General features: G+C 32.3%; 24 protein-coding genes and 1 pseudogene. 17 read left to right on the top strand and 8 right to left on the bottom strand.

Annotated elements, in window-relative coordinates:
- Positions 1–4: 4 nt before the first annotated feature.
- Both AN960_RS09785 and AN960_RS24765 read left to right on the top strand, forming a co-directional pair.
- Positions 5–493: a Cdi1I family immunity protein gene (locus AN960_RS09785; RefSeq protein WP_056470322.1), complete on the top strand. Its 489-nt coding sequence runs from the start codon at positions 5–7 to the stop codon at positions 491–493.
- 360 nt (positions 494–853) lie between these two features.
- Entirely contained in the window at positions 854–1,006 is a 153-nt protein-coding gene (locus AN960_RS24765) for a hypothetical protein (RefSeq protein ID WP_172795407.1), read from the top strand.
- Between the two features lie 417 nt (positions 1,007–1,423).
- Here AN960_RS24765 and AN960_RS09780 read toward each other — a convergent pair whose 3' ends face one another.
- Positions 1,424–2,488: a type I restriction endonuclease gene (locus AN960_RS09780; protein ID WP_056470319.1), complete on the bottom strand. Its 1,065-nt coding sequence runs from the start codon at positions 2,486–2,488 to the stop codon at positions 1,424–1,426.
- Between the two features lie 124 nt (positions 2,489–2,612).
- Here AN960_RS09780 and AN960_RS09775 point away from each other — a divergent pair, with 124 nt between their 5' ends.
- Positions 2,613–2,825 carry a hypothetical protein gene (locus AN960_RS09775; RefSeq protein ID WP_056470316.1) on the top strand — a complete coding sequence of 71 codons (213 nt, stop codon included), beginning with the start codon at positions 2,613–2,615 and terminating at the stop codon, positions 2,823–2,825.
- Between the two features lie 130 nt (positions 2,826–2,955).
- Positions 2,956–3,039, top strand: a pseudogene (locus tag AN960_RS25055) (DNA-binding protein); the annotation flags it as partial.
- Between the two features lie 75 nt (positions 3,040–3,114).
- On the opposite strand, the gene AN960_RS09770 reads toward AN960_RS25055, so the two are convergent.
- The 4 genes from AN960_RS09770 to AN960_RS09755 form a co-directional block, all read right to left on the bottom strand.
- Complete coding sequence (locus AN960_RS09770) at positions 3,115–4,935, bottom strand: dihydroorotate dehydrogenase (RefSeq protein WP_056470315.1); 1,821 nt, start codon at positions 4,933–4,935, stop codon at positions 3,115–3,117.
- Positions 4,936–5,099: 164 nt separating this feature from the next.
- Positions 5,100–5,939 carry a MurR/RpiR family transcriptional regulator gene (locus AN960_RS09765; protein ID WP_056470310.1) on the bottom strand — a complete coding sequence of 280 codons (840 nt, stop codon included), beginning with the start codon at positions 5,937–5,939 and terminating at the stop codon, positions 5,100–5,102.
- Positions 5,940–6,100: 161 nt separating this feature from the next.
- Positions 6,101–6,793 carry an N-acetylmannosamine-6-phosphate 2-epimerase gene (locus AN960_RS09760; protein WP_056470307.1) on the bottom strand — a complete coding sequence of 231 codons (693 nt, stop codon included), beginning with the start codon at positions 6,791–6,793 and terminating at the stop codon, positions 6,101–6,103.
- Positions 6,794–6,816: 23 nt separating this feature from the next.
- Positions 6,817–8,349 (bottom strand): maltose/glucose-specific PTS transporter subunit IIC, encoded by a 1,533-nt coding sequence (locus AN960_RS09755; RefSeq protein ID WP_056470304.1) that lies wholly within the window; start codon positions 8,347–8,349, stop codon positions 6,817–6,819.
- 438 nt (positions 8,350–8,787) lie between these two features.
- Here AN960_RS09755 and miaA point away from each other — a divergent pair, with 438 nt between their 5' ends.
- The 3 genes from miaA (at position 8,788) to AN960_RS09740 (ending at position 10,565) form a co-directional block, all read left to right on the top strand.
- On the top strand, positions 8,788–9,750 hold the full coding sequence (miaA, locus tag AN960_RS09750) for a tRNA (adenosine(37)-N6)-dimethylallyltransferase MiaA (RefSeq protein WP_502692544.1): 963 nt from the start codon (positions 8,788–8,790) through the stop codon (positions 9,748–9,750).
- Positions 9,751–9,773: 23 nt separating this feature from the next.
- Complete coding sequence (gene hfq / locus AN960_RS09745) at positions 9,774–9,995, top strand: RNA chaperone Hfq (RefSeq protein WP_056470298.1); 222 nt, start codon at positions 9,774–9,776, stop codon at positions 9,993–9,995.
- Between the two features lie 105 nt (positions 9,996–10,100).
- Entirely contained in the window at positions 10,101–10,565 is a 465-nt protein-coding gene (locus AN960_RS09740; RefSeq protein ID WP_056470295.1) for an FMN-binding negative transcriptional regulator, read from the top strand.
- A 186-nt stretch (positions 10,566–10,751) separates the two neighbouring features.
- Here the strand turns inward: AN960_RS09740 and AN960_RS09735 are convergent, their stop codons facing one another.
- Positions 10,752–11,741 (bottom strand): tyrosine-type recombinase/integrase, encoded by a 990-nt coding sequence (locus AN960_RS09735; protein ID WP_056470292.1) that lies wholly within the window; start codon positions 11,739–11,741, stop codon positions 10,752–10,754.
- Positions 11,742–12,006: 265 nt separating this feature from the next.
- Between AN960_RS09735 and AN960_RS09730 the strand changes: the two genes are divergently transcribed.
- Positions 12,007–12,954, top strand: a complete 948-nt coding sequence (locus tag AN960_RS09730) for an AAA family ATPase (protein ID WP_056470291.1) — start codon at positions 12,007–12,009, stop codon at positions 12,952–12,954.
- Positions 12,955–12,961: 7 nt separating this feature from the next.
- On the opposite strand, the gene AN960_RS09725 is transcribed toward AN960_RS09730, so the two are convergent.
- On the bottom strand, positions 12,962–13,918 hold the full coding sequence (locus tag AN960_RS09725) for a magnesium transporter CorA family protein (protein ID WP_056470288.1): 957 nt from the start codon (positions 13,916–13,918) through the stop codon (positions 12,962–12,964).
- Positions 13,919–14,270: 352 nt separating this feature from the next.
- The gene (locus AN960_RS09720; protein ID WP_056470286.1) at positions 14,271–14,918 is read right to left on the bottom strand and encodes a trimeric intracellular cation channel family protein; all 648 of its coding nucleotides are present in this window, start codon (positions 14,916–14,918) and stop codon (positions 14,271–14,273) included.
- A gap of 124 nt (positions 14,919–15,042) precedes the next feature.
- On the opposite strand from AN960_RS09720, the gene hflX reads away from it, so the two are divergent.
- The 9 genes from hflX to AN960_RS09680 all read left to right on the top strand — a co-directional run bounded on the left by hflX (position 15,043) and on the right by AN960_RS09680 (position 22,328).
- Positions 15,043–16,311 (top strand): GTPase HflX, encoded by a 1,269-nt coding sequence (gene hflX, locus AN960_RS09715; protein ID WP_056470283.1) that lies wholly within the window; start codon positions 15,043–15,045, stop codon positions 16,309–16,311.
- 3 nt (positions 16,312–16,314) lie between these two features.
- Entirely contained in the window at positions 16,315–17,586 is a 1,272-nt protein-coding gene (locus AN960_RS09710; RefSeq protein WP_056470280.1) for a methionine gamma-lyase family protein, read from the top strand.
- A 243-nt stretch (positions 17,587–17,829) separates the two neighbouring features.
- Positions 17,830–18,168 (top strand): zinc ribbon domain-containing protein YjdM, encoded by a 339-nt coding sequence (locus AN960_RS09705; protein ID WP_056470278.1) that lies wholly within the window; start codon positions 17,830–17,832, stop codon positions 18,166–18,168.
- Positions 18,169–18,339: 171 nt separating this feature from the next.
- Positions 18,340–19,041, top strand: a complete 702-nt coding sequence (locus tag AN960_RS09700; protein WP_056470275.1) for a hypothetical protein — start codon at positions 18,340–18,342, stop codon at positions 19,039–19,041.
- 124 nt (positions 19,042–19,165) lie between these two features.
- The gene (locus AN960_RS09695) at positions 19,166–20,461 is read left to right on the top strand and encodes an MFS transporter (RefSeq protein ID WP_056470272.1); all 1,296 of its coding nucleotides are present in this window, start codon (positions 19,166–19,168) and stop codon (positions 20,459–20,461) included.
- Positions 20,462–20,623: 162 nt separating this feature from the next.
- A complete protein-coding gene (locus AN960_RS09690) occupies positions 20,624–21,094 on the top strand; it encodes a DUF4825 domain-containing protein (protein WP_056470269.1) in 471 nt (156 codons plus the stop codon).
- Positions 21,095–21,221: 127 nt separating this feature from the next.
- Complete coding sequence (locus tag AN960_RS25440) at positions 21,222–21,383, top strand: SMI1/KNR4 family protein (protein WP_286131682.1); 162 nt, start codon at positions 21,222–21,224, stop codon at positions 21,381–21,383.
- Between the two features lie 99 nt (positions 21,384–21,482).
- Positions 21,483–21,608 carry an SMI1/KNR4 family protein gene (locus AN960_RS25435; protein ID WP_286131681.1) on the top strand — a complete coding sequence of 42 codons (126 nt, stop codon included), beginning with the start codon at positions 21,483–21,485 and terminating at the stop codon, positions 21,606–21,608.
- Between the two features lie 60 nt (positions 21,609–21,668).
- On the top strand, positions 21,669–22,328 hold the full coding sequence (locus tag AN960_RS09680) for a serine/threonine-protein kinase (RefSeq protein ID WP_056470266.1): 660 nt from the start codon (positions 21,669–21,671) through the stop codon (positions 22,326–22,328).
- Positions 22,329–22,489 lie beyond the last annotated feature (161 nt).

Genomic DNA, 22,489 nt, shown 5'->3' with positions numbered 1-22,489 from the left:
TTAAATGGAAAACCTTGAAATTGTACTTGTTGATTTTCCAAAGTATAATCTTGATAAATTTGTATTTGAAGAACTTAATATTTTTATTGATCAAGTTAAGTCATCACATTTTTTTAATAATAAAACTATGAAAGATGTTAGTTTTGAAAATATAAGTAGCTTTGAGAACATTCTTATGCCATATGGTTCTGGCAACATAGTACTAAAGCAGTTAGATTTTGGAATACATTTCCAAGATGTAATGGTTTTATTTTCTTTTGATAAGACTTTAGGTGATATTACTCTAAATTTTCCCGAAACGAGTTTAAGAGAGGCATCTATAAAAAGAATGTTATGCTATTTTTTGAAATTAAAAGAAAAGTATAGTATACCAACTGTAAAGTTTGGTTTTGAACCTGCAATAGATGCGGATACATGTATAGTGGAGTTAAATGATGGAGAATATGAACTAAATCAATTAGTTATTAAAATTGAGGAAAGCTTAAACAAATAATAAATCAGAATATATGATTGTGATTCAAAATGGACTTAATTGGGATCAACGAAAAATAAATGTATGTTTACAGATAGGGAAGATTCAATCGACTTATTATATCGGTAAAAAACCATATTAGAATGAAAAAGATGCTAAAAAGTAATTAAAAGATAAATAATGAAGAATCTAAAGATTCAGCTATTTCAGTTCCAAAAAAATATAAAATGTACTGTTCACAACTTGTTTTTTTAAAATAAGAATAAAAAAAGAAATTATTTAATTAAATAGCACAAATTTAAAACAGAAAAACCTTATTAAATGTTGATTTAATAAGGTTTTTCTGTTACAACATCATATTATAACGAACTTTAGTTCGGAGTGGTTGTTACACCAAAAGAAATCAATGGTGTTAACCGAATAGATGATTTCATTCAACAATGTAATTTAAAGGGATGGTTAGTTAATCGTATTAATGTAGATAATCGAATTGATATTTATCAAACAGCTGAAGAAGAAATTACACTTGAATAATAATAAAATTCCCTGCACAATCACAAAATTTTTAAAAATATGTACTTCCCCACAAAATTTTAACGACCATTAAAGCCATGTAAGGATCAGGTTATAGAGTATTGGAGGAAGGCAAAAGTTTAAGGCTCCTAGATTGCTGGGTTTTTTTATTCGGATATTTCGGAGACCTTATAATTCTACAAACCTTAATTTTTCTTTGAAATTAATACACTTGGGAATTTTGATAGTAGGGGTAGCGTCAAGAAAATTGCAGATACAGAACGTAAAGAAATTAAAATATTTAAAAGTACAATTTCTAAGTATTAAAATTAAGGAACTGTACTTTTTTCGTTTTATAAATAATTGGCATGAATTTATATCAATCATTTTATAACAAAAATATCCCCTATTATAGAAGAAATAGGGGGTATTTATATTTTAGATAAATTTCCGTAATACATCTATTAATTTTTCTTTGTATAATGTAATATCAGAAAGCTTATCAAGAGTAAAAGTTGTTTTATTTTCGTCATTTATTTGAATGGATTTTTTAGTGCCATCTAAATATAACCTGCAAATCCATTTTCGAATAGAATCATCTAAAAGAACATTGAAATAGCTTAAATTGTCACGGTAATAAATTCTTTCTTCATCAACAATTTCTTTTAATAATAGTTTTGCAATTACATATCCTTCAATTTCTTCGGTTGTAGTAATAATTGCAGGTTTATTAACTTCGGCTTCCTCGTTTGATACATCTTCAACTGGTTTAGGTGTATCTGTTGATACAGTAGTTTGAATAGCAGCTTGTAGTTTGTCGCTTACAGTTTCATTTAAGAACTGCTTTAATGATTTTCTTACAATACTATTAAATTTATCAAGAACTGCTTGAGTTTTTCTACCATTATATATATCTGTTAAAATAAATGAAATGAACGACTCGCTTGGATCCTCAAATTCCTTATACAAAAAGCTCTTAATTGCATTTAAATATTTTAGTTCCGAAGCAGTGTCAATAATATTGTGTAAATCGAAATTGTTTTTTCTAAATTTTTCTAGCTCCGTAATTTGCGTATCTTTTATATTTTCTAAATCGATAGTGAAGAAAGGAGTCGAGTCCATTTTATTCGGTTCTTCCAGATCTGTATAGAAATAGTATTTTTGGCCATTAGTTAAAATGCCAAACTTTGCTTTAGAAGTTCCGAAGTATCGAAATAATTGTGAATCATGCTTCTGTAAATTTTCATTTATTGATTTAGCTTCAATTAAGATCATCGGCTCATTGTTTAAAATAATTGCATAATCAACTTTCTCTCCTTTTTTTATACCTACATCGGCAGTGAATTCTGGAAGAAATTCTTCAGGATTAAAAACATCATATCCTAAAGACTGGAAAAAAGGCATAACTAAAGAGGTTTTTGTTGCTTCCTCTGTAGAAATTGTGTCTTTAAGTTGAAGTGTTCTTTTTGCTAACGCTTTAATATTATTTTGAAATTGCTCCATACTACTTCCTCCAATGTGTGATAAAACTGATTTTACTAATCTATATATATTCGTTATTGAGTACAAACTTTCCTATAAATAATAGTAAGCCCATTAGGCGTGGCAAGTGTGGTCGGTGTTGCAAATGTACATTATACAACAACTTGAGCTGCGTGATCAGATTGAATCCTTGCGACAACAACAAGCGAAAGCACCTTCATCGAAGCAAAAGAAACGAGAGTTGGATGACAATAAAAAAGATGCCCTGATTGCTTCTTTGCAGCGTTGCATTAAGAAGATAGATGGTGAAAACAAAGAAATAAGAGAACAATTAAAAGTGGAATATGCAGAAGTATAAAAAAATTAAGGGAACACGGTTCCTTCCTTTCTTCAACTAAAGGGCTATTAGCAGCAGTGGCAAGTTTAGTACGTTTAAAGACGAGCTATATAGATTTATATTTACAGCACTGGCCAAGCAAACAATTTGATTCAAGGCTGATCGACCCCATACATATCATAATTCTGGAGAAACTTTAACTCGATTAAGTATGCTATTATACTATCCAAATTAAAACCCCGTTTATTTAAAACGGGGTTTTACCATTTTATTATTCCCTCTTTTAAGATTTACTTATTTCAAGAAATTTTTATTCAGAAGAATCTTCAAGTGTAAAATTCAAAAATCTATAAGATGTAATAACGCCAATCAATAAAAACAAACTTGCAATGATTGGTGGTAATAGATGATAAAAATCTGTATACCCAATCATAAAGTGGACTGCAAACGCAGTTATAAATGCGGGTAAGCTCCCAAGCAATAATGTCCACCAAATCCATTTTTGATTTTGTCTGAACCCCCATAATGAAATCATGAGTACTAGTAAGCCAACACTTACTAACCCACCTCCAAAACCGGCGCGATCATGTGAGATAACAGGTATTAGGTGCTGATTAAACGCATTCAACCCTGAAGGTGACATGCATAAATAATTTAAATCTGTTTTAACAAAGGTAGTAGTGACGCCTACAAAGGAAATAATACAACCTCCGATTATAATCGAAAATCCTAGTATGATAAAAAATAATTGACCGATTAAACTCATCTTCCAAACGCTATTATTTGTTAAATTTTCTGATTCTGGACTTCGATTGATACCTCTTGTTTTAAAAAGACCAATTAAGAATGGTATTAATAGAACTATCCAAAATAAAGCGTGTAACCAGTCAAAGTATCCATATCCTATAAATAAGAATATCGCTAAAAAACCTACGAACGCACTAGTGTCAGTTGCTTTCTTTGCCCAATGATAATGATGTTTAATACCATTTCTGGCCAATGACATGAACAATATTCCACCTGACATAATCGTCCCAGAAAGTGTCATCCGATCATGTGACATAAAGGGGAGAATTCGATCATTAAACTGTAAAATTAACTGACGATTAATCGTTAAAAAGTGCTCATCATATGGAAGGAGAATGGAAGTTAAACTAATAAATAATGCAAGTAATCCTCCTAAAAACATGAAAAGTCCAAATAAAAAGTACCAAATCCATCCTTCATTTAAACTAGTCATCGCTTTTTTTCTTCTATGCAATACTGCTTCATTGATCCGTTTTGGTAAACCAGGACCACTAAGCACATATCCATGAGTCAAAAATACTAATGATGCTCCGCTATCGATTAATTCAATTGCATCGATCGGTTCAACCACTCCGCCTTTTGTAAAAATTGGTTTCTCAAACTGATTTGATTTTAATTTATGTATTGTATTTATTAAGTTGTTTTTTTGCTCTAAATCAGTAGCAATTGGAAGTTCTTCAATGAATATTGAATCGAATGGATAATTTTCTTGTAAAAGAAAAACATCTGTTTCATCTGAATAAATTGATAGACAAATAGGTTTTGTAGAAACCCAGTTATTTTTTACTAAATCTCCGGCCAATTCAAGATCTATGATGAATAGATCAACAAAACCTGAAAGCCTTGCTTCAATCATTTTAAATTCATCAAAACTCCCAACTATTCTCGCAAAAATGGGAAGCTTCTTATGTGTTTTTGAAAGTTTATTAACTGTTTGTACTAGTGTTAGTACATTATTTTCTTCTGTTCCGATTAATTGATTAGATTTCAAGTCAATGAGCGGACTTTTGCTTGTAGTAGTGTCGTGTATAGAGATCGGTCCAATTTCAATCACACCAAAACCTAAATTCATAAAAGCATTTGTGCCAGATAGATAGGGGTCAATCTTAGAGGCTAATCCAATTTGGTTTTTAATTTTCAAATTATGAATCTCGTTTTCAAGGGAACTGTCAGAATTTAAATGACCAAGAAATTCGATTAGATTCGGACCAAATGGCATAGTTGAAATTATATTCATGCTACTATGAATGATTTCTCTTGAAACTTTAGAAGGAAGCTTTGAGAGCATTGGTTTAAAAATTGTATGATAAGACCAATCAGGCATAGTATAACCTCGTTTTTCTTCAGATTACTTATAGTTTACTTTGACAAATTTAAAATGAAAACACTTTCTTTTAAATTTGTATTAACCAAGTGACGCCTAAAAAAAGGGCATCTGCTTGGGAAAGCAGATGCATTTTTCATAAGGTGGGAATATGTTATCATTCATCAAATATCCTCCAAAGCCTTCAAGGTCTTATCCCTAATCTGAAGCCGATTCATATAGTCTTTTGCCACAAGTTCGGTGTATATTAAATCAAAAAGCAGAAAAAGCGGCAGGGTGGGCGAGATGTTCTGTCCCATATGCATACTGCTTTTACTCATGACTAGAAGGGGTACATCTGCTAGCTGGTAAAGTTCAGAAGTTTTATCACTTGTAATTGCGAGAATCGCCGCTCCCTGATTTTTGGCAATTTTAATCGCGTTGATGACTTCTTTCGTTTTGCCTGAAACAGAAATGCCAATGACGAGACTCTTGTCTGTACTTAATGCTGCATCCATCAATGCTTGATGTGGATCTGTAATTGACTCAACATGAATGCCAATCCGAAAAAACTTCCATTTAAACTCTTGAGCTGCAATCCCTGAGTTGCCAATCCCGTAAACATGAACTCTTTGAGCATTATTTAAAAGAATAACGGCTTGCTGAATATCAAAATAATTCATTTTCTGAAAGGTTGTTTCGATGATTTCTAAATGATTTTGATAGAGATTAGAAAAATAATCAATCTCCTTAATGTCACTAGCCTTTGATGGTTTATCTTTTAAATCGATATATCGTTTTAATTCATGTTTAAATTGATTAAATCCTGTAAAAGAAATCTTTTGACAAAAACGGGTAATTGTAGCCGGCGAAATATGAATTTTTTTCGCAATTTGACTAATTGATAATTGACTGATTTCATGAGGATTTTTGATAATATATTTTGCTAATTCGGCTTCAGATGTTGTGAATTTATCCATAGTACAGGTTATACCATGAAGAAGGTTCTCGCCTAGATACTCCATATGCTTTCTCCTCTTAATCGTTTGTTCATAATAACAATTATAACCTTATTTTAAGTTACATTGTTCGAGAGTATGAAAAATTCTTAACTAAACTAACCTCTAATAAAAACAAATAGCTAAAAATAACCCAGGGAAAGCGCCTGAGTTATTTTTAGCTTATCTTATTTTTGTATTGCATCCACAAATCTTTGTGTGATGATCTGTGGTCTTGTAATCGCACCGCCTACAACGACCGAGTGAACATTTATATCAAGCACAGAGCGGGCAATTTCTGGTGTTGATACATTACCTTCTGCTATAATCTTTGCGTTTTTCACTTTTTTGACGATTTGTTTAATGACTGCATAGTCATGATCATCGATTTTTAAGCCATCTGTCTCTTCTGTATATCCGTATAATGTCGGTGCCACAATATCAAACCCTAACTCATCGGCAAAAATAGCTTCTTCAACCGAAGAGACGTCAGCCATCAGGAGAATGTGAGGATACTTTGTTCTTACTTCTTGATAAAACGATTCTAAATCACTGTCATCAGGTCGGAGTCGATTCGTTGCATCTGTCGCTATGATTTCGGCACCCGTCTGAGCTAAGGCATCAATCTCTTTCATCGTTGGCGTAATAAAGACAGGAAAATTACTGTATACTTGCTTGATGATGCCAATGACAGGAAGATCTACTTGTTTTTTTATTTCTACAATATCTGAGATGGAGTTGGCCCGAATGCCAACGGCGCCTCCCTCCTTTGCAGCTAATGCCATACGTCCCATAATGAATGAACTATGCAGCGGTTCCCCATCTAAAGCTTGGCAGGAAACGATTAATCCGTTTTTGATCTGTTCTAACACTTTATGCATTCAAAGCACGTCCTTATTATTTATTAATGACCTAGAAATTCTTCTACTTCGTTTTTTACAATGGTGACTTGAGGTCCGTAAATAATTTGTACACCTGTACCCTTTTTCACAATCCCTTTTGATCCAGTTTTTTTAATGACATCGTCATTTACCAAGGATTCATCCTTAATGGTTACGCGCAGTCGAGTCGCACAACAATCGACAACATCAATATTATTCGTTCCTCCTAATCCTACTACAATCGTTTTAGCACGCTCTGTAGCTGAAACTTGCTCTGTAGCCTGTTCCTCGTCTTCGCGTCCAATAACTTTGAAGTTCTTTTTTCTAATTAAAAATTTAAAAGTATAGTAGTATAAGAAGAACCATGGTATCCCAATAATCGGAACCATTATCCAGTTTGTTTTGTCGTTCCCTTGTAAAATACCAAATAGAATATAATCAATAAACCCGCCTGAAAAGGTTTGTCCTATAGTAATATTGAAAATATCTGCCATCATAAAAGCTAAACCATCGAAAATAGCATGTACTAAATAAAGAAGCGGTGCCACGAACAAGAAACTAAATTCAAGTGGCTCTGTGATTCCAGTTAAGAAAGACGTTAACGCTGCTGATAACAAAATTCCCGCTACTACTTTTCTATTTTTCTTTTTAGAGCAATGATAGATGGCCAGTGCGGCACCTGGTAAACCAAACATCATTGTAATAAAACGGCCAGACATGAATCTTGATATCCCTTCGTAATAGTGTTTCGTAGAAGGGTCACCTAACTGGGCGAAAAAGATATTTTGCGTACCGCTGACTATTTTTCCTCCAATCTCAAGCGTACCGCCAAGAGCAGTTTGCCAGAATGGAAGATAGAAAATATGGTGCAAGCCAAGCGGTCCAAGCATACGTAAAATAAATCCATAGAAAAAGGTTCCGATTAACCCAGTGCTTGTAACAATCGAACCGAGCTGATTGATTAAATCTTGGAAGTAAGGCCAGATCACAAATAGAATGCCTCCTACAAACATCGAAACAAACGAAACTATGATAGGAATAAAGCGTGAGCCACCAAAGAATCCTAAAACTTGAGGCAACTGAATTTTATTGTATTTATTGTGCAACGCAGCTGCCACAATCCCAATGATAATACCGCCAAATACACCGGTTTCTATTGTCTGAATCCCGACGGCGATCCCTTGCCCAGCTCCTGCCAAATTATCTTTCGCCAGGTCTCCGGTTATAGAAAGTAACGCATGGATGGTATTATTCATAACAAAGTATCCAATCATAGCAGCTAAACCCGCAGTACCTTTATCTGAACGGGCTAAACCAACAGCTACCCCAACGGCAAATATAATGGGCAAGTTAGCAAACACAATAGTGCCGGCTGCACTCATGATGGTAAAGATATTCTGCAGCCATGTGATATCTAAAAATGGATAGGCTGAAACAGTATTAGGGTTTGACAGTGCACCCCCGATTCCCAGTAACAAACCAGCAGCAGGTAAAACGGCAATAGGAAGCATAAACGATTTACCGAATTGCTGAGCTTTTTCAAAAGCTTTTTTCATTTGTGAAGACCCCCTTAAGTTGTAATGAATGAAGTAAGTTAAACTTATATGGGTATCATATAGGCATAATGAACGCTATTCAATAGAGTTGAATGCGTTTTCATAGGTTTTCATTAATCAGCTCTCTTTTATGAAAATCTTTTCATGCGTGAAGACGAAGAATTCTATAAATATTTCTTCTTAATACATATAATTGGTGGTATTACAAAAAGACTGATAGAATGGAAACTTTATCCCATTTTAACAGTCTTTTATAAAGCGGTATATACAAGTTGTAATTGTCATTATTAAAATGAAAACACTTTCTTTCGAATTTGTGAATTGATTCACATCGCATTGGAATTTTTGTATAAATATGGTATAAATAAAAAGAGTTAACTACTTTCAAAATTAGTAAGACAAGTAAGGAAAAAGGTTGTATAGAAAGGCGTATATGTGATTACAATGGTAAATATGCAAAAAGTGATAGTCATCGTTGGTCCTACAGCAGTAGGGAAAACAAAACTAAGTATTGAACTTGCAAAAGCTGTTGATGGAGAAATCATTAATGGCGATGCAACTCAAGTTTATAAAGAATTAAATATTGGAGCAGCTAAAGTTACAGAAGAAGAAAAAGAAGGGATTCCTCATCATTTAATTGATTTCCTTGACCCAAAAGATTCTTTTACAGTTGCTGATTTTCAAACTTTAGCTAGAGAAAAAATTAATGAAATAGCTAATCGAGGTAAAATTCCAATTATTGTTGGTGGTACTGGATTATACATCCAAAGTGTATTAACTAAATATGAATTTGCTGAGCAAGAAGGTGATGAGCTTTTAAGAAACCAATTAGAGGGCTTTGCAATGGCCTTTGGGAATAAAGCATTACATGATCAATTAACAGAAATTGATCCAGAAAGTGCAAAGCAAATACATATGAATAATGTCAGAAGAGTAATCCGTGCAATAGAAGTTTTCAAACTGACAGGACAAAAATTTTCAGAGACCGCATTTAAAAAAGAGCCAGAGTATTTATATGATGCAGAAATAATCGGATTATCGATGGATCGAGAGCTACTATACAATCGAATTAATTTACGAGTTGATCTAATGTTGGAAGAAGGACTAGTAGATGAAGCAAAAATGCTCTACGACAAAGGTATTCGAAATTGTCAATCTGTACAAGCGATTGGCTATAAAGAGCTTTACGATTATTTTGATGGTATCTTAACAAAAGAGGAAGCAATCGATTTAATTAAACAAAGCTCAAGAAGATATGCAAAAAGGCAAATGACGTGGTTTAGAAATAAAATGAGCATCCATTGGTTTGATATGGATGGACACAATTTTGATATAAAAAAACTGGAAATTTTAGCTCTACTTGAAGGAAAGGGCTATTTCATCTCGAATAAATATATGTAGAGGTAGAAGAGGAGGAAAAGGACATGAAAACATCAATCAACATTCAAGATCAGTTCTTAAACCAATTACGTAAAGACAATCTAGCGGTTACAGTATTTTTACTAAATGGATTTCAAATCAAAGGTAAAGTAAAAAGCTTTGATAACTTTACGGTATTGTTAGATGTTGAAGGTAAACAACAATTAATATATAAACATGCAATTTCAACGTTTGTACCATCTAAAAATGTACAAATTGAAATGTAAAATAAATTGAAAAAAGAGCATTGATCTTATGGTCAATGTTCTTTTTAATTATACTAGATAATTTATTATAGATAATTATATTATGTAAACTAAAGAGAGGGATTAATGTATGTTCCAAAAGAATTTAGAGAATCAAATTTTAATCAATTAATAGCTGAAATGAAGAAAAATAGCTTCGGGATATTATTATCAAATAATGATGACACAAAAATAGAAGCAACTCATTTAGCATTTATCATTCAAGAAGCGCAAGAGAATTTAGTGATGATTACACATTTAGCTAAGCCAAATCCTCAATCGAAAACGATGAATGGAAAGGACTGTTTAATAATCTTTCCAGTTCCACATGCATATGTATCTGCTTCATGGTATGTAGAAAAAAATATAGTTTCAACTTGGAACTATACAGCAATCCATGCTTATGGAAAAGTAACAACAATTGAAAATAAGGATGAAATGAGACAAATCGGTTTAAAAACATCCGACTATTTTGAAAAAGGACAATCAAAACCATGGAAATACGAAGATCACACAGAGTATGGTGAAAAATTACTTTCAGGAATTGTTTGATTAAAAATTGAAGTAACAGAGTTAATAGGTAAAAAGAAATTAAGTCAAAATCATACGTTTGAGAGAAGAGAAAAAGTGATTGCAGCTTGCAAAATGAAGAAAAATATTCCTCGAAAGAAATCGCAGAACTGATGAAAGCTAAACTAAATACAAGTTCTTAAAAGGAAGGAGTTATGATGATCGAAATCATAACTCCTTTTTATTTGGGCGTTCATTTTCTTGAAAATATTGAAAATATCGTTTTAAAGAAACTGAGGTCTTCAATCCAACTAATTGCTGAATATCTTCCACTAATAATCCCTCTTTTATTTTTCGTAGAATAAAAGTGTTTCTTAAATGTTGGGAGCAAAGTCCTTTTCTAAGCCCGGCTCTTTTAACTTCTAACCTAAGCATTTTTTGAAATGCAATTTCAGTTAGTGCTTTCGGTGAATCGGTATCGTAAACCCAATGGAATGTCATGCGGTTAAAATCAAATGCAACAAAAAGCGGATGAGTTGAATGATAGTGAGGTCTTACAGGCTCGGGTATCGTGACAAAATAATTATATAATAGTATTCGATCTTCTTTTGTGAGAATAATTGTTCTTTTTATACCTTCCTTGCTATGGACAACAAGTTCATTTAAAGCGAAGTTAATGTCTCTCATTTGTAAATCAATTAATTCCTTTAAAGTTAGTCCATAAAAAAGCATAAAACGTATCATAATTTCGTTACGATCCATTAAAAATGATCTAGCTTTTAATTGTTTTTCTGACAAATCGGTCGTGGATTGAACAATTGATAGTAATTTTTTTTCTTCTTCTTCTGAGATAAAATCGTCCGTTGAAAGAGCGCGTGAAGGACCTGCTAAATAGTTAGTGAATGGAATGATATTTTCGATTGATGAATTATTAGAATGTAAAAATTTATAAAATTGATTTAGAACGACATAAATTCGATGCATCGTTTTCTCATTATATCCACGTTCAGATGTTAAATAATAGAAATAATCATTAAAATTTTGAACTTGTAATGTACTAAAACTGTCATTAACTTTTTTAAAGTAACGGAAGCATTCTTCTAAATCATAGCAATAGCGCTTAATAGTCGATTCTTTTCTTCCCTTACTATTTAAATGAGAGGCAAATTGCAAGATGACATCAGGTAAAGTAGCAGTTGTTAAGTTTGGGATCGTCATTTTTATCAACTCTTCTCTTTTTCTCTCATTATATCAAATTAGTTAATAGAATTTAGTAAAATTTAGCAATCTTATCCAATTTAAAGTTAGTCTATAGAATAAATGTTTTGAAATTAATTGTTCGTACATATAATAGTAAAAACTTAATTTAGTAAAATATTTTCAAAAGCGCATAATACGAACAGTAACGAGGTTTCAGGTTTCTCGTGGTGTGCTTTCTATAGATATTAAAAAATGTTCGACAGAATAAAGAGAGGTGTCATGTTTGGAGCAACCAATTCGTTTAAAAGATAACGGCCAAATAAATGTTGTACTTAATACAGTGAAAAGGGGAGAGGTTTCTCCAAATCCAAGTATCGAAACAGTGAAACAGCCTAAACATGAGTTATTAATTGAAATAGAAGATCAATTAAGGCATTTAATAGGTATGGACGAAATAAAAAAAATGATTCATGAAATTTATGCTTGGATATTTATTAATAAAAAAAGAGAAGAATTAAACTTAAAAGCCGAAAAACAAGTACTGCATATGTTGTTTAAAGGGAATCCAGGAACTGGAAAAACGACTGTTGCAAGAATTATTGGTCAATTATTTTTAAAAATGGGAGTATTGTCAAAGGGCCACCTAATCGAAGCAGAAAGAGCTGATTTAGTCGGAGAATACATTGGTCACACTGCTCAAAAAACTAGAGATTTAGTAAAAAAAGCAAATGGAGGCATTCTTTTTATTGATGAGGCTTACTCACTAGGCCGTGGTGGGGAAAAAGATTTCGGAAAAGAAGCGATTGATACACTTGTTAAACATATGGAAGATAAACATGGCGACTTTGTTCTGATATTAGCCGGCTATTCTTCGGAAATGGATTATTTCTTAAGCTTGAATCCTGGACTAAAATCAAGATTTCCATTTATTTTAGAATTCCAGGATTATTCTGTAATGGAGCTTCTAGATATATCAAAAAAAATGTTTGTTGACCGAGAATATATTCTATCTCGGGAAGCTGAATACCGATTAAGAGACTTTATCCAAAAGGCAAAACTTGAAAATCGTGCTCATTTTAGCAATGGGCGATTTGTTCGTAATATAGTTGAGAAATCGATTAGGACTCAAGCTACAAGATTAGTATCTGAGACCGAATTTAATCGAGAAATATTAATGAGAATCGAAGAAAAAGACTTATTTACTTCAGACAAAATCGACTCGATTAATTGACGATTAGCTATTTTATTTGGTGTTTTCGACCCCACCAACCTTTAATGTTAAAATAAATAGAAATAATGACCCCAATTAAAATATTAAGGATAATACAATATAAATAACCATATTTCCATTTTAACTCAGGCATATTTACAAAATTCATGCCATAAAATCCTGCGATAAAAGACATCGGTAAAAAAATGGCACTTATGAGTGTTAAAGTTTTCATAATATCATTTGTACGGTCAGATTTTAAGAACATTTGCATTTCTATTATGCCTCCCATACTTTCTTTAAAATTATCAAGGGCATTAATAATACGTTCATAATTCTCTTTTAATTCATTAAAATAAAATCCTGCATCCTGACTTAAGAAAGGAAAATCTGCTTCTACAATTTGGTTAATGACATTTACTTGTGGTTCTACAAGCTGTCTTAAATCTTGAAGTTGAACTTTCCAATTGAATATTTTCTTATCTAAATCCTTTCGAAATGGGTCATTAAATAAGTCTCGTTCAATTTCTTCAATCTCATTTGCAAACCGATCAATTGAGATAAGGAACTTCTCAATAACTTCATGGAAAATTTGATATAAAACATGACCAGCATGGTCTACTTTAATATAATTTTGACTGAATTCCTGTGTTACATATTTGAATAGATCTATTTCATGATCTTCTATAAATGAAATAATTAAATTACTGCAAACAAGAATATTTATTTTTGTAGGTTTAAATAACTTAGTTAATGCATATAAGGAAAGGATTGCCTCGTTTTTAAAAATATTTATTCTTGGCTTATGTTCACTATGTAGAAGTTTCTTTTTTGCTAAAGGATGAATATTTAATCCATCAATAATCGTAGTTAACTCATCAATGGATTTATTATTGAAGTGATACCAAAGAATTTCATCATTAGTTGGAAGCAAAAATTCATCAATTGTTTCAACTGAATGGTTTGTTATATTATATCTCTTCAAATGAAATTCCTCCTTTAAATAAATTTCTAAAATAGTGTTGGCAAGTATAGGTAAATTATGTGAACAAATCAAACGCTTTTTTTGGTTTGTTTTTTCATGTTAATGAAATATGTGATTAACAAGGTAAATTGTTTGTCAACTAATTTACAAAGATATTAAAGTGGAGAGGATTTATAGTTAATTGGAAGATTTGTATCATTTAAATGATTTTAATTACAGTAAGCTTTTTTTTGTACCAAATTAGAATGATACTATACCCAATCATAAGTGTGTTAAAACAAAGTCACATTCTATTTAAAATAAAAAAACAAACCATCATTTTAAAAGGTTTGTTTTTATTGGACTTATTTATTTAATTTAAATTTTGAGTGTTTGATTCGTTTAAACTAACTGTAGAGCCTTTAAATGATCTTTTTGGTAGACTCCAATTATAATGTACAGATAATAGTCTAAGAAGAACAATAACAATGAATAATAGTAATAGTTCAAAATTTGTATCAACAAATTTATTACCAATTAAAACGCCTACAAGTATTGCCCAAAAGGCATATACTTCTGAATGTAATACCATTGGTTTTCTTTTTGCAAGTAAATCTCGTACGATTCCGCCACCAATTCCAGTTAAGACAGATGCTACAATAACAGCGCTAACAGGTAATTTTAATTCCATGGCATAATTTGCACCGAGAATTGCAAATGCGGATAAACCGATTGAATCGAATAAAATATCTAACTTTTTAAATGGTTTATTTGATATTTGCGGAAAGAAAAAAATAATTGTCATTGCAACTAACGCAATTGTAAAATTTGTTGTTTGATTCCATAAATAGTTAATTGGATAACCTATTAATAAATTACGTAATGCACCGCCACCAAAGGCTGTAGCAAAGCCTAGTATATAGACACCAAATAAATCATAGTCTTCTTCCATAGCAACTACCGCACCACTTAATGCAAAGGAAATAGTACCAATAATGCTAAATAACTCCCATGTTTCCAAAAAGCAATTCCCCCGCCCTGAATAAAAAGATGAAAAATAGTCCAGATATCATTATAATAAAGAGACAGTTAAGAGTAAAGAAGATTTAATTACTTAGAATTGGTTAAAGAAAAGGTGGAATTTTGTGTCGAATGAATTGAGAGAAAAAGCCATTTTAGTTGGATGTCAGCTTCAGAATGTAGATGATGATCGTTTTAATTATTCAATGGACGAATTAGCATCACTAACGAAAACGGCAAATGGAGAGGTAGTTTTAATTACTACACAAAAAAGAACTAAATATCATCCAGCGTTATACATAGGGACAGGTAAATTAGAAGAGTTAGAGGCAGCAATTGCAGAGTTAGAACCAGATGTTGTTATTTTTAATAATGAACTGACTCCGTCTCAAATACGTAATTTATCTGCAAGATTAGAAAAAAGAGTTATTGACCGTACGCAATTAATTTTAGACATATTTGCACAACGAGCGAAAACAAAAGAAGGTAAATTGCAGGTTGAATTAGCTCAATTACAATATTTAATGCCAAGACTAGTTGGTCAAGGTACAGAGTTATCAAGACTTGGTGGAGGTATTGGTACAAGAGGACCTGGTGAAACAAAACTAGAATCTGATCGTCGTCATATCCGAAAACGAATTGATGATATTAAACAGCAATTGAACATTGTCGTTGAGCATCGTAAGCGTTATCGAGAGCGACGTAAGAAAAATGAAATGTTTCATATTTCATTAGTAGGTTATACAAACGCAGGAAAATCAACATTATTTAACCGACTAACTAAATCTGATGTGTATGAACAAGACTTACTGTTTGCGACATTAGATCCAACAACAAGAAAATTTGTTTTATCAAATGGTATGACAACTTTATTAACAGATACAGTAGGTTTTATTCAAGATTTACCAACTGCACTAATTGCAGCATTCCGTTCAACGTTAGAAGAAGCTACAGAAGCAGATTTCATTCTTCATGTTGTCGATGCATCTCATGAAAATTATAAAAGCCATGAAGTTACAGTTTCTAAATTATTGAATGATTTAGATGTTAAAAATATTCCAATTTTAACTGTCTATAATAAAATAGATCAAGTTCATGAGGACTTTGTACCGTCCCCATCTGAAGGTTTTATTGAAATGAGTGCTTTAAATGAAGATGATTTAAGTAAATTACGTTATAGAATTGAATTTGAATGTAAGCAGTATATGGAACATTTTGAAGCGTTTGTACCAGCATACGAGGGTAAATTGATTCATGAAATCAAAAAATTAACGATGATTGAATCAATCAACTTTAATGAAGATGCAGAAATCTATCAAATTTCTGGGTATGTTTTCAAGGAACATTCAATTTATGATACAGTTAAAAGATATAGAATATATAAGGAGCAATAATCAATGCTAGAATTTTTATCAAACGGGGAAAAAATTGCACCATTAGTGGAAGATGTTGAAAAATTAATTTCAGAAGCCCATAAAGAAATTGACGAAGTGATTGAATATAACCAATTCAAAGTTTTACAAAGCTTTCGAAAGCATAAAGTGAGTGATAGTCATTTTATCCCAACAACTGGTTATGGTTATGATGATATTGGAAGAGATACATTAGAGGAAATTTTTGCTGATGTTTTAGGTGGAGAAGCTGGTTTAGTGAGACCACAAATCATTTCTGGAACTCATGCAATTTCAACTGCTTTATTTGGCGTACTAAGACCAGGGGATGAGCTTTTATATATTACCGGGAAGCCATACGATACTTTAGAGGAAATCGTAGGAATTCGTGGTGAAAGTGGAAATGGCTCATTAAAAGACTTTGGGATTGGATATGAATCAATCGAATTAGTAAATAACGAACGGATTAATTATGAAAAAGTAGCAAATAAAATGACAAGTAATACGAAAGTAATCGGTATTCAGCGTTCAAAAGGTTACGGAACAAGACCTTCATATACAATTGAACAAATTAAAGAGATGATTGATTTTGTAAAAGAAATTGATCCAAATATCATTGTTTTTGTAGATAATTGTTATGGAGAGTTTGTTGAAAAACTAGAGCCATGCCATGTAGGAGCAGATTTAATGGCAGGTTCATTAATCAAAAATCCTGGTGGTGGACTTGCAAAAACAGGTGGTTATATTGTAGGACGTAAAGATTTAGTCGAAAAATGTGGCTACCGCTTAACATCTCCAGGGATTGGACGTGAAGCTGGAGCTTCTCTTTATGCGTTACAAGATATGTATCATGGATTTTTTATGGCGCCACATATTACTGGTCAAGCTTTAAAAGGTGCATTATTTACTGCAGCGTTTTTAGAAAAGCTTGGAATGAACACAAACCCTTCATGGGATGCAGTAAGAACAGATCTAATACAATCTGTTCAATTTGATGATAAAGAAAAAATGATTGCATTTTGTCAGGCAATTCAAGCGGCTTCGCCAATCAATGCTCATTTTACGCCAACAGCAAATTATATGCCTGGATACGAAGATGATGTAATTATGGCAGCGGGAACATTTATCCAAGGTGCAAGTATTGAATTAACAGCAGACGGTCCGATAAGAGCTCCATATGTTGCATATGTTCAAGGTGGTTTAACTTATGCCCATGTGAAAATCGCAATTTGTTCGGCAGTTAATTCTTTAATTGAAAAAAATCTATTAGAAATTTAAAACAAAATAGCTCATGACCACAAGTCATGAGCTATTTTATATATGAAAATAATTGGGGACTTACTTTCATATTAAAGAAGGTTCTATCTATATTTATATCATACAGGTCAATTCTTAAATTAACCTTAACACTATCATTAAAATTTGATAATAATAATCTAATCTTGTATTAAGGATAGGAGTATGCGACTATATAGAAGTTGTGAAAATAGTATAGATTCAGTAATGAGCGGAGGAAAAACAATGGAAAATCTACCTAATTGTCCTAAATGTAATTCAGCATATACATATGAAGATGGAAATCTTTTAATTTGTCCAGAATGTGGTTATGAATGGACAATGGAAACAGTAAATACAAATGACGAAACAAAAGTAGTGAAAGATGCGAACGGTAATATTTTAAATGATGGAGATTCAGTTACTGTTATAAAGGATTTAAAAGTAAAGGGCACATCACTTGTCGTTAAAATTGGTACAAAAGTGAAAAGTATTCGATTAGTCGAAGGCGATCACGATATCGATTGTAAAATAGAAGGTTTTGGTGCCATGAAGTTGAAGTCTGAATTTGTTAAAAAAGCGTAGAATCGTTACTTATTCATTCTATTAAAAGAACAAATGCATCAAGTCAAAAGGCTCGATGCATTTGTTTTATCTGTTAATTTGAAGTCTATGATGATCAATTGAAAGGAAATAAGTATGAATTCGTTGTAGATCCAGAGAATGATGTGTATAAGTTATATAGGAGAGGGAAATATGAAGCTTTTTCAAAGTAAAAATACATATGCTCAAGCAAACATCTGTTACAAAGAAATCTTAACACCTCTTGGTCTAGTTTTGTTGGAACTAAATATTGACGATAAACGGTACAATAACTTAACTGAAATTTCGGAATGTTTTACGCTCTATAATGGTGGCACTTTACTTTGTTATAACCATCAACATTTTATTGCCGAATTAGTAATTTGCGAACCTGATTATAAAATCCCTAATCATATGAAAGTTGAAAAAGTTATTGCTGGAATTTGGAGGATTAAACCATTAGTCAAAAGTTTAAAATGTAAGTTCGATACAAAATTAATACCGATCAATTTAAAAGAAACTGTTTGTGGTTCTAATAGTGGAGAAAATCTAGATGCCATAACATTTGAGTATAAAGAATTTAATATGACTATCGGAACACAAGACGGAAATAAATTACTAAATCGATTCCATGAAAAAGACATGATGGCGAATAAATTTAATCGATTGGAACAAGAATTTCCAGACAATATAATTCAGTACAACAAAGACTATACTGGACTTTCTGTGCCACTTACATCACTTGAAATAAATGAGGTAACTCAAATTCATTTTGTTATTGCTTGGAATTATGCATTAGATGAATTTGATTGTTCAACATGGTTTGCTGTTGATCTGTCCAGTGAAGAAATTCTATCTATTGAAGATTTGATTTAAATTTACGAAAGAAAATAAAAATAATAGTTTGATATAAATTGATTTTTGTTAAAATAAAAGAGAACGTTTACATTCATTAGCAATCATATTTAAATAATCGCACGAGATAGAAGAAGGTGTATAAATGAATAATCGAGCCCATAATTTTGCAATGGATTATGTGAATTCAGAGGAAAAACAAAAAATGCTATATAAACGGACACTCTTGATGGTTAGCATTTCGCAAATTTTTGGTGGAGCAGGTTTAGCTGCTGGGGTTACAGTGGGTGCACTACTAGCACAACAAATGCTTGGTACAGATGCTTTTACTGGTCTTCCTGCATCCCTGTTTACACTAGGTTCGGCAGGAGCGGCATTAATTGTCGGTAGGCTTTCTCAAAAGTTTGGTCGACGAATAGGGCTTGCTGGGGGATTTTTTACAGGTGGACTTGGTGCAATCGGTGTAGTAATTGCAGCGATGACAAACAGTATTATCCTTTTATTTGCCTCACTTTTGATTTACGGTGCAGGAACAGCAACCAATTTGCAGGCTAGATATGCGGGAACTGATTTAGCAAATAATAAACAACGTGCTAAAGCGATTAGTATTGCAATGGTTTCTACAACTTTTGGTGCTGTTGCAGGTCCTAACTTAATCGGACCAATGGGGAAATTTGCAACTTCCATTGGCGTACCAGCACTTGCAGGTCCGTTCATCTTATCTGCAACTGCTTTCATTTTGGCTGGTCTTTTTCTTTTCATTATGCTTAATCCAGACCCATTAATTATCGCAAAAATGATCGAGTCAAATAAAACAAAACAAGTTAATGTGGAAAATACATCACCTGTAGAAAGTATTAAAAACAACAGGGGAATTGCTGTTGGAGCCGCAACTATGGTACTGACACAAATTGTAATGGTTGCTATTATGACAATGACACCTATTCATATGGAACATCACGGTCATGGACTAAATGAAGTAGGGATCGTGATTGCATTTCATATTGGATCGATGTATCTTCCTTCATTAATTACAGGAATTCTAGTTGATAAAGTCGGTCGAACTGCCATGTCGATTGCGTCTGGGGCGACTCTACTCTTAGCAGGATTGACCGCTGCATTAGCACCTAGTGATTCAATGATTCTTCTAGTAGTTGCGCTTTCATTACTAGGATTAGGTTGGAACTTTGGACTAATCAGTGGGACTGCTCAAATTGTTGATTCAACAGATTCATCTACACGTGCCAAAACTCAAGGGACTGTTGATGTACTTATTGCACTAGCAGGAGCATCTGGAGGAGCTTTGTCTGGAATGATTGTAGCTAATTCAAGCTATGCAACATTATCATTAGCTGGAGGAGCTTTGTCTTTAATCCTTATTCCAGTCGTGATTTGGTCACGTGGAGGAAAAAAAGAACGTGAACAAGGGCTTCAAATGTAAAAATCAAATTTAATTTATAATTAAGATGAAATAGGAGCTGATTAATCAGCTCCTATTTAACAATTTGCATGCTTGATAAAAAGTTTAATCAATTTCTTAGTAAAATCGTATATTTAATTGTGCTCACTAATTGAATTCGTGCTCAATTACAAAGGGGGAAATATGAAAAAATTTTTAGCTTATTTCATACTAATAATGTTATTGATCAGTTTAACCAGCTGTTCTTTAAGCAAAAACACAAGTAAGGATATTTTTCATTATAAAAATTCTTATGTCGGTAATAACAGTGCTGTAGGAAATATTATAAAACAATTACCGAATCATAAAGAATTCACCCAAGTGTCACTCCAAACAAAAAAGAAGCCTTATGGTATAACGATTGAATATAAGAATTTACCCGCAAATACTAAAAATATCGTAATAAATAACGCAACTTACTTATTTGCATTGATCAAAAATGTAGAATGGATTGTTTTTGATTTTGCTGATCAAAATTATACTGTAAAAAGACAACATCTGGATGAATGGTATGGAAAAGATTTAAGTTCTTACACAAATGAAAAGGAACTAGAGGAACTAATCCACACTAATTTAAAAGAGAAAAATAAAGTAAATCAGTTATTTAAGAAATAAAGTCTTATATAATGATAGATTTAATAACTTAAGCCTTGAAATGATCCTAATCAAGGAGTGCTTAAAATGAAGAAGCATTTGGCTAGAGGAGAACGACTTATATCAATTAGAACCAATAACGCGCGAGATGATAAAAAAGGCAGAAAAAAAGTTTAACATTAAATTACCTAATAAATACATAGAGATTCTTAAACAACAAAACGGGAGAATGATTAAATATAATTCATTTCGTACTGAAATTCCAACTTCATGGGCTGATGACCACATTAATGTAGATCATATTTTATAAATTGGTGAGGAAACTGGGATTTTAGAAAGTGAGTATCTTATAAAAGAATGGGCTTGCCACTTAATATTGTTCTAATTTAAGGTGATGGACATTCTTAGATTGCTGCTGGATTATAGGAAGACAAAAGAAGCGGCACCAGTTATATATATTGACGTGGATGAAGATCAAATAATCAATATAGCTCCTAATTTTGAAGCATTATTAACAGGTTTAACGAATTGGTAAATTTTTTAATAGGCTAATTGATTGAGAGATAATAGGAAACAGATATAAAGGGGTAAACGAATGTCTATTTTAATAAATCAATCAGAATTTAAGATTCTAATTGAAAATGAATTAATTACGAATGTAAACCTCAAGAGTGAACGCCCAAATGACCCAATAGTAGTTAAGAATATACCTGAAGGCTGGAAATGCATTGGATCAGGTAATTATGCTGCTGTTTTTATTCACCATTCTGAACCAAATGTAGTCGTTAAAGTGTATGGAAAAGACCTAGATGGTTTAGAAAAAGAAGTTCAAGTCTATAAACAATTGGGAGAACATCCAGCTTATTCGAAATTGATACAATACGGTGAAAAATATCTAGTCTTAAAAAGATTAGAAGGAATTACCCTATACAACGCCCTTGCGAATGGTGATCAAATACCTGAGAGTGTGATTAAAGATGTAAATATTGCGCTTAAGTATGCGATTAGTCGTGGGTTAAATCCATACGACGTTCACGGAAAAAATGTGATGATGAAAGATGGTAGAGGATACGTTGTAGATATATCTGACTTTTACAAAAAAGGCAAGGATGAAAAGTGGGAAGATTTAGTCAAAGCTTACTATAAACTATATAAAAAAACTTTGTATAAAGTACCTATTAAAATCCCATTGAAATTCTTGGATTTTACTAGACACTCATACAGATTTTACAAAAAATTGAAGAGAAAGATTTAGATAGACACGGTGGGAAATGATACGACAAGTGCAATAGGCTATATAATTGAACATTTCATGTGACTGCAATGGATACTAAACAAGAGATAGCGGTTTATACTTTAATCATTTCAAGAAGACTAGCATAGGGGCTGGTCTTCTTGAGTTTGCAGTTATTCATT

Source organism: Bacillus sp. FJAT-25509 (genome assembly GCF_001420605.1).
Taxonomy (GTDB): Bacteria; Bacillota; Bacilli; order Bacillales; family Bacillaceae_G; genus Gottfriedia.
This window is presented reverse-complemented; position numbering and strand designations above follow the sequence as displayed.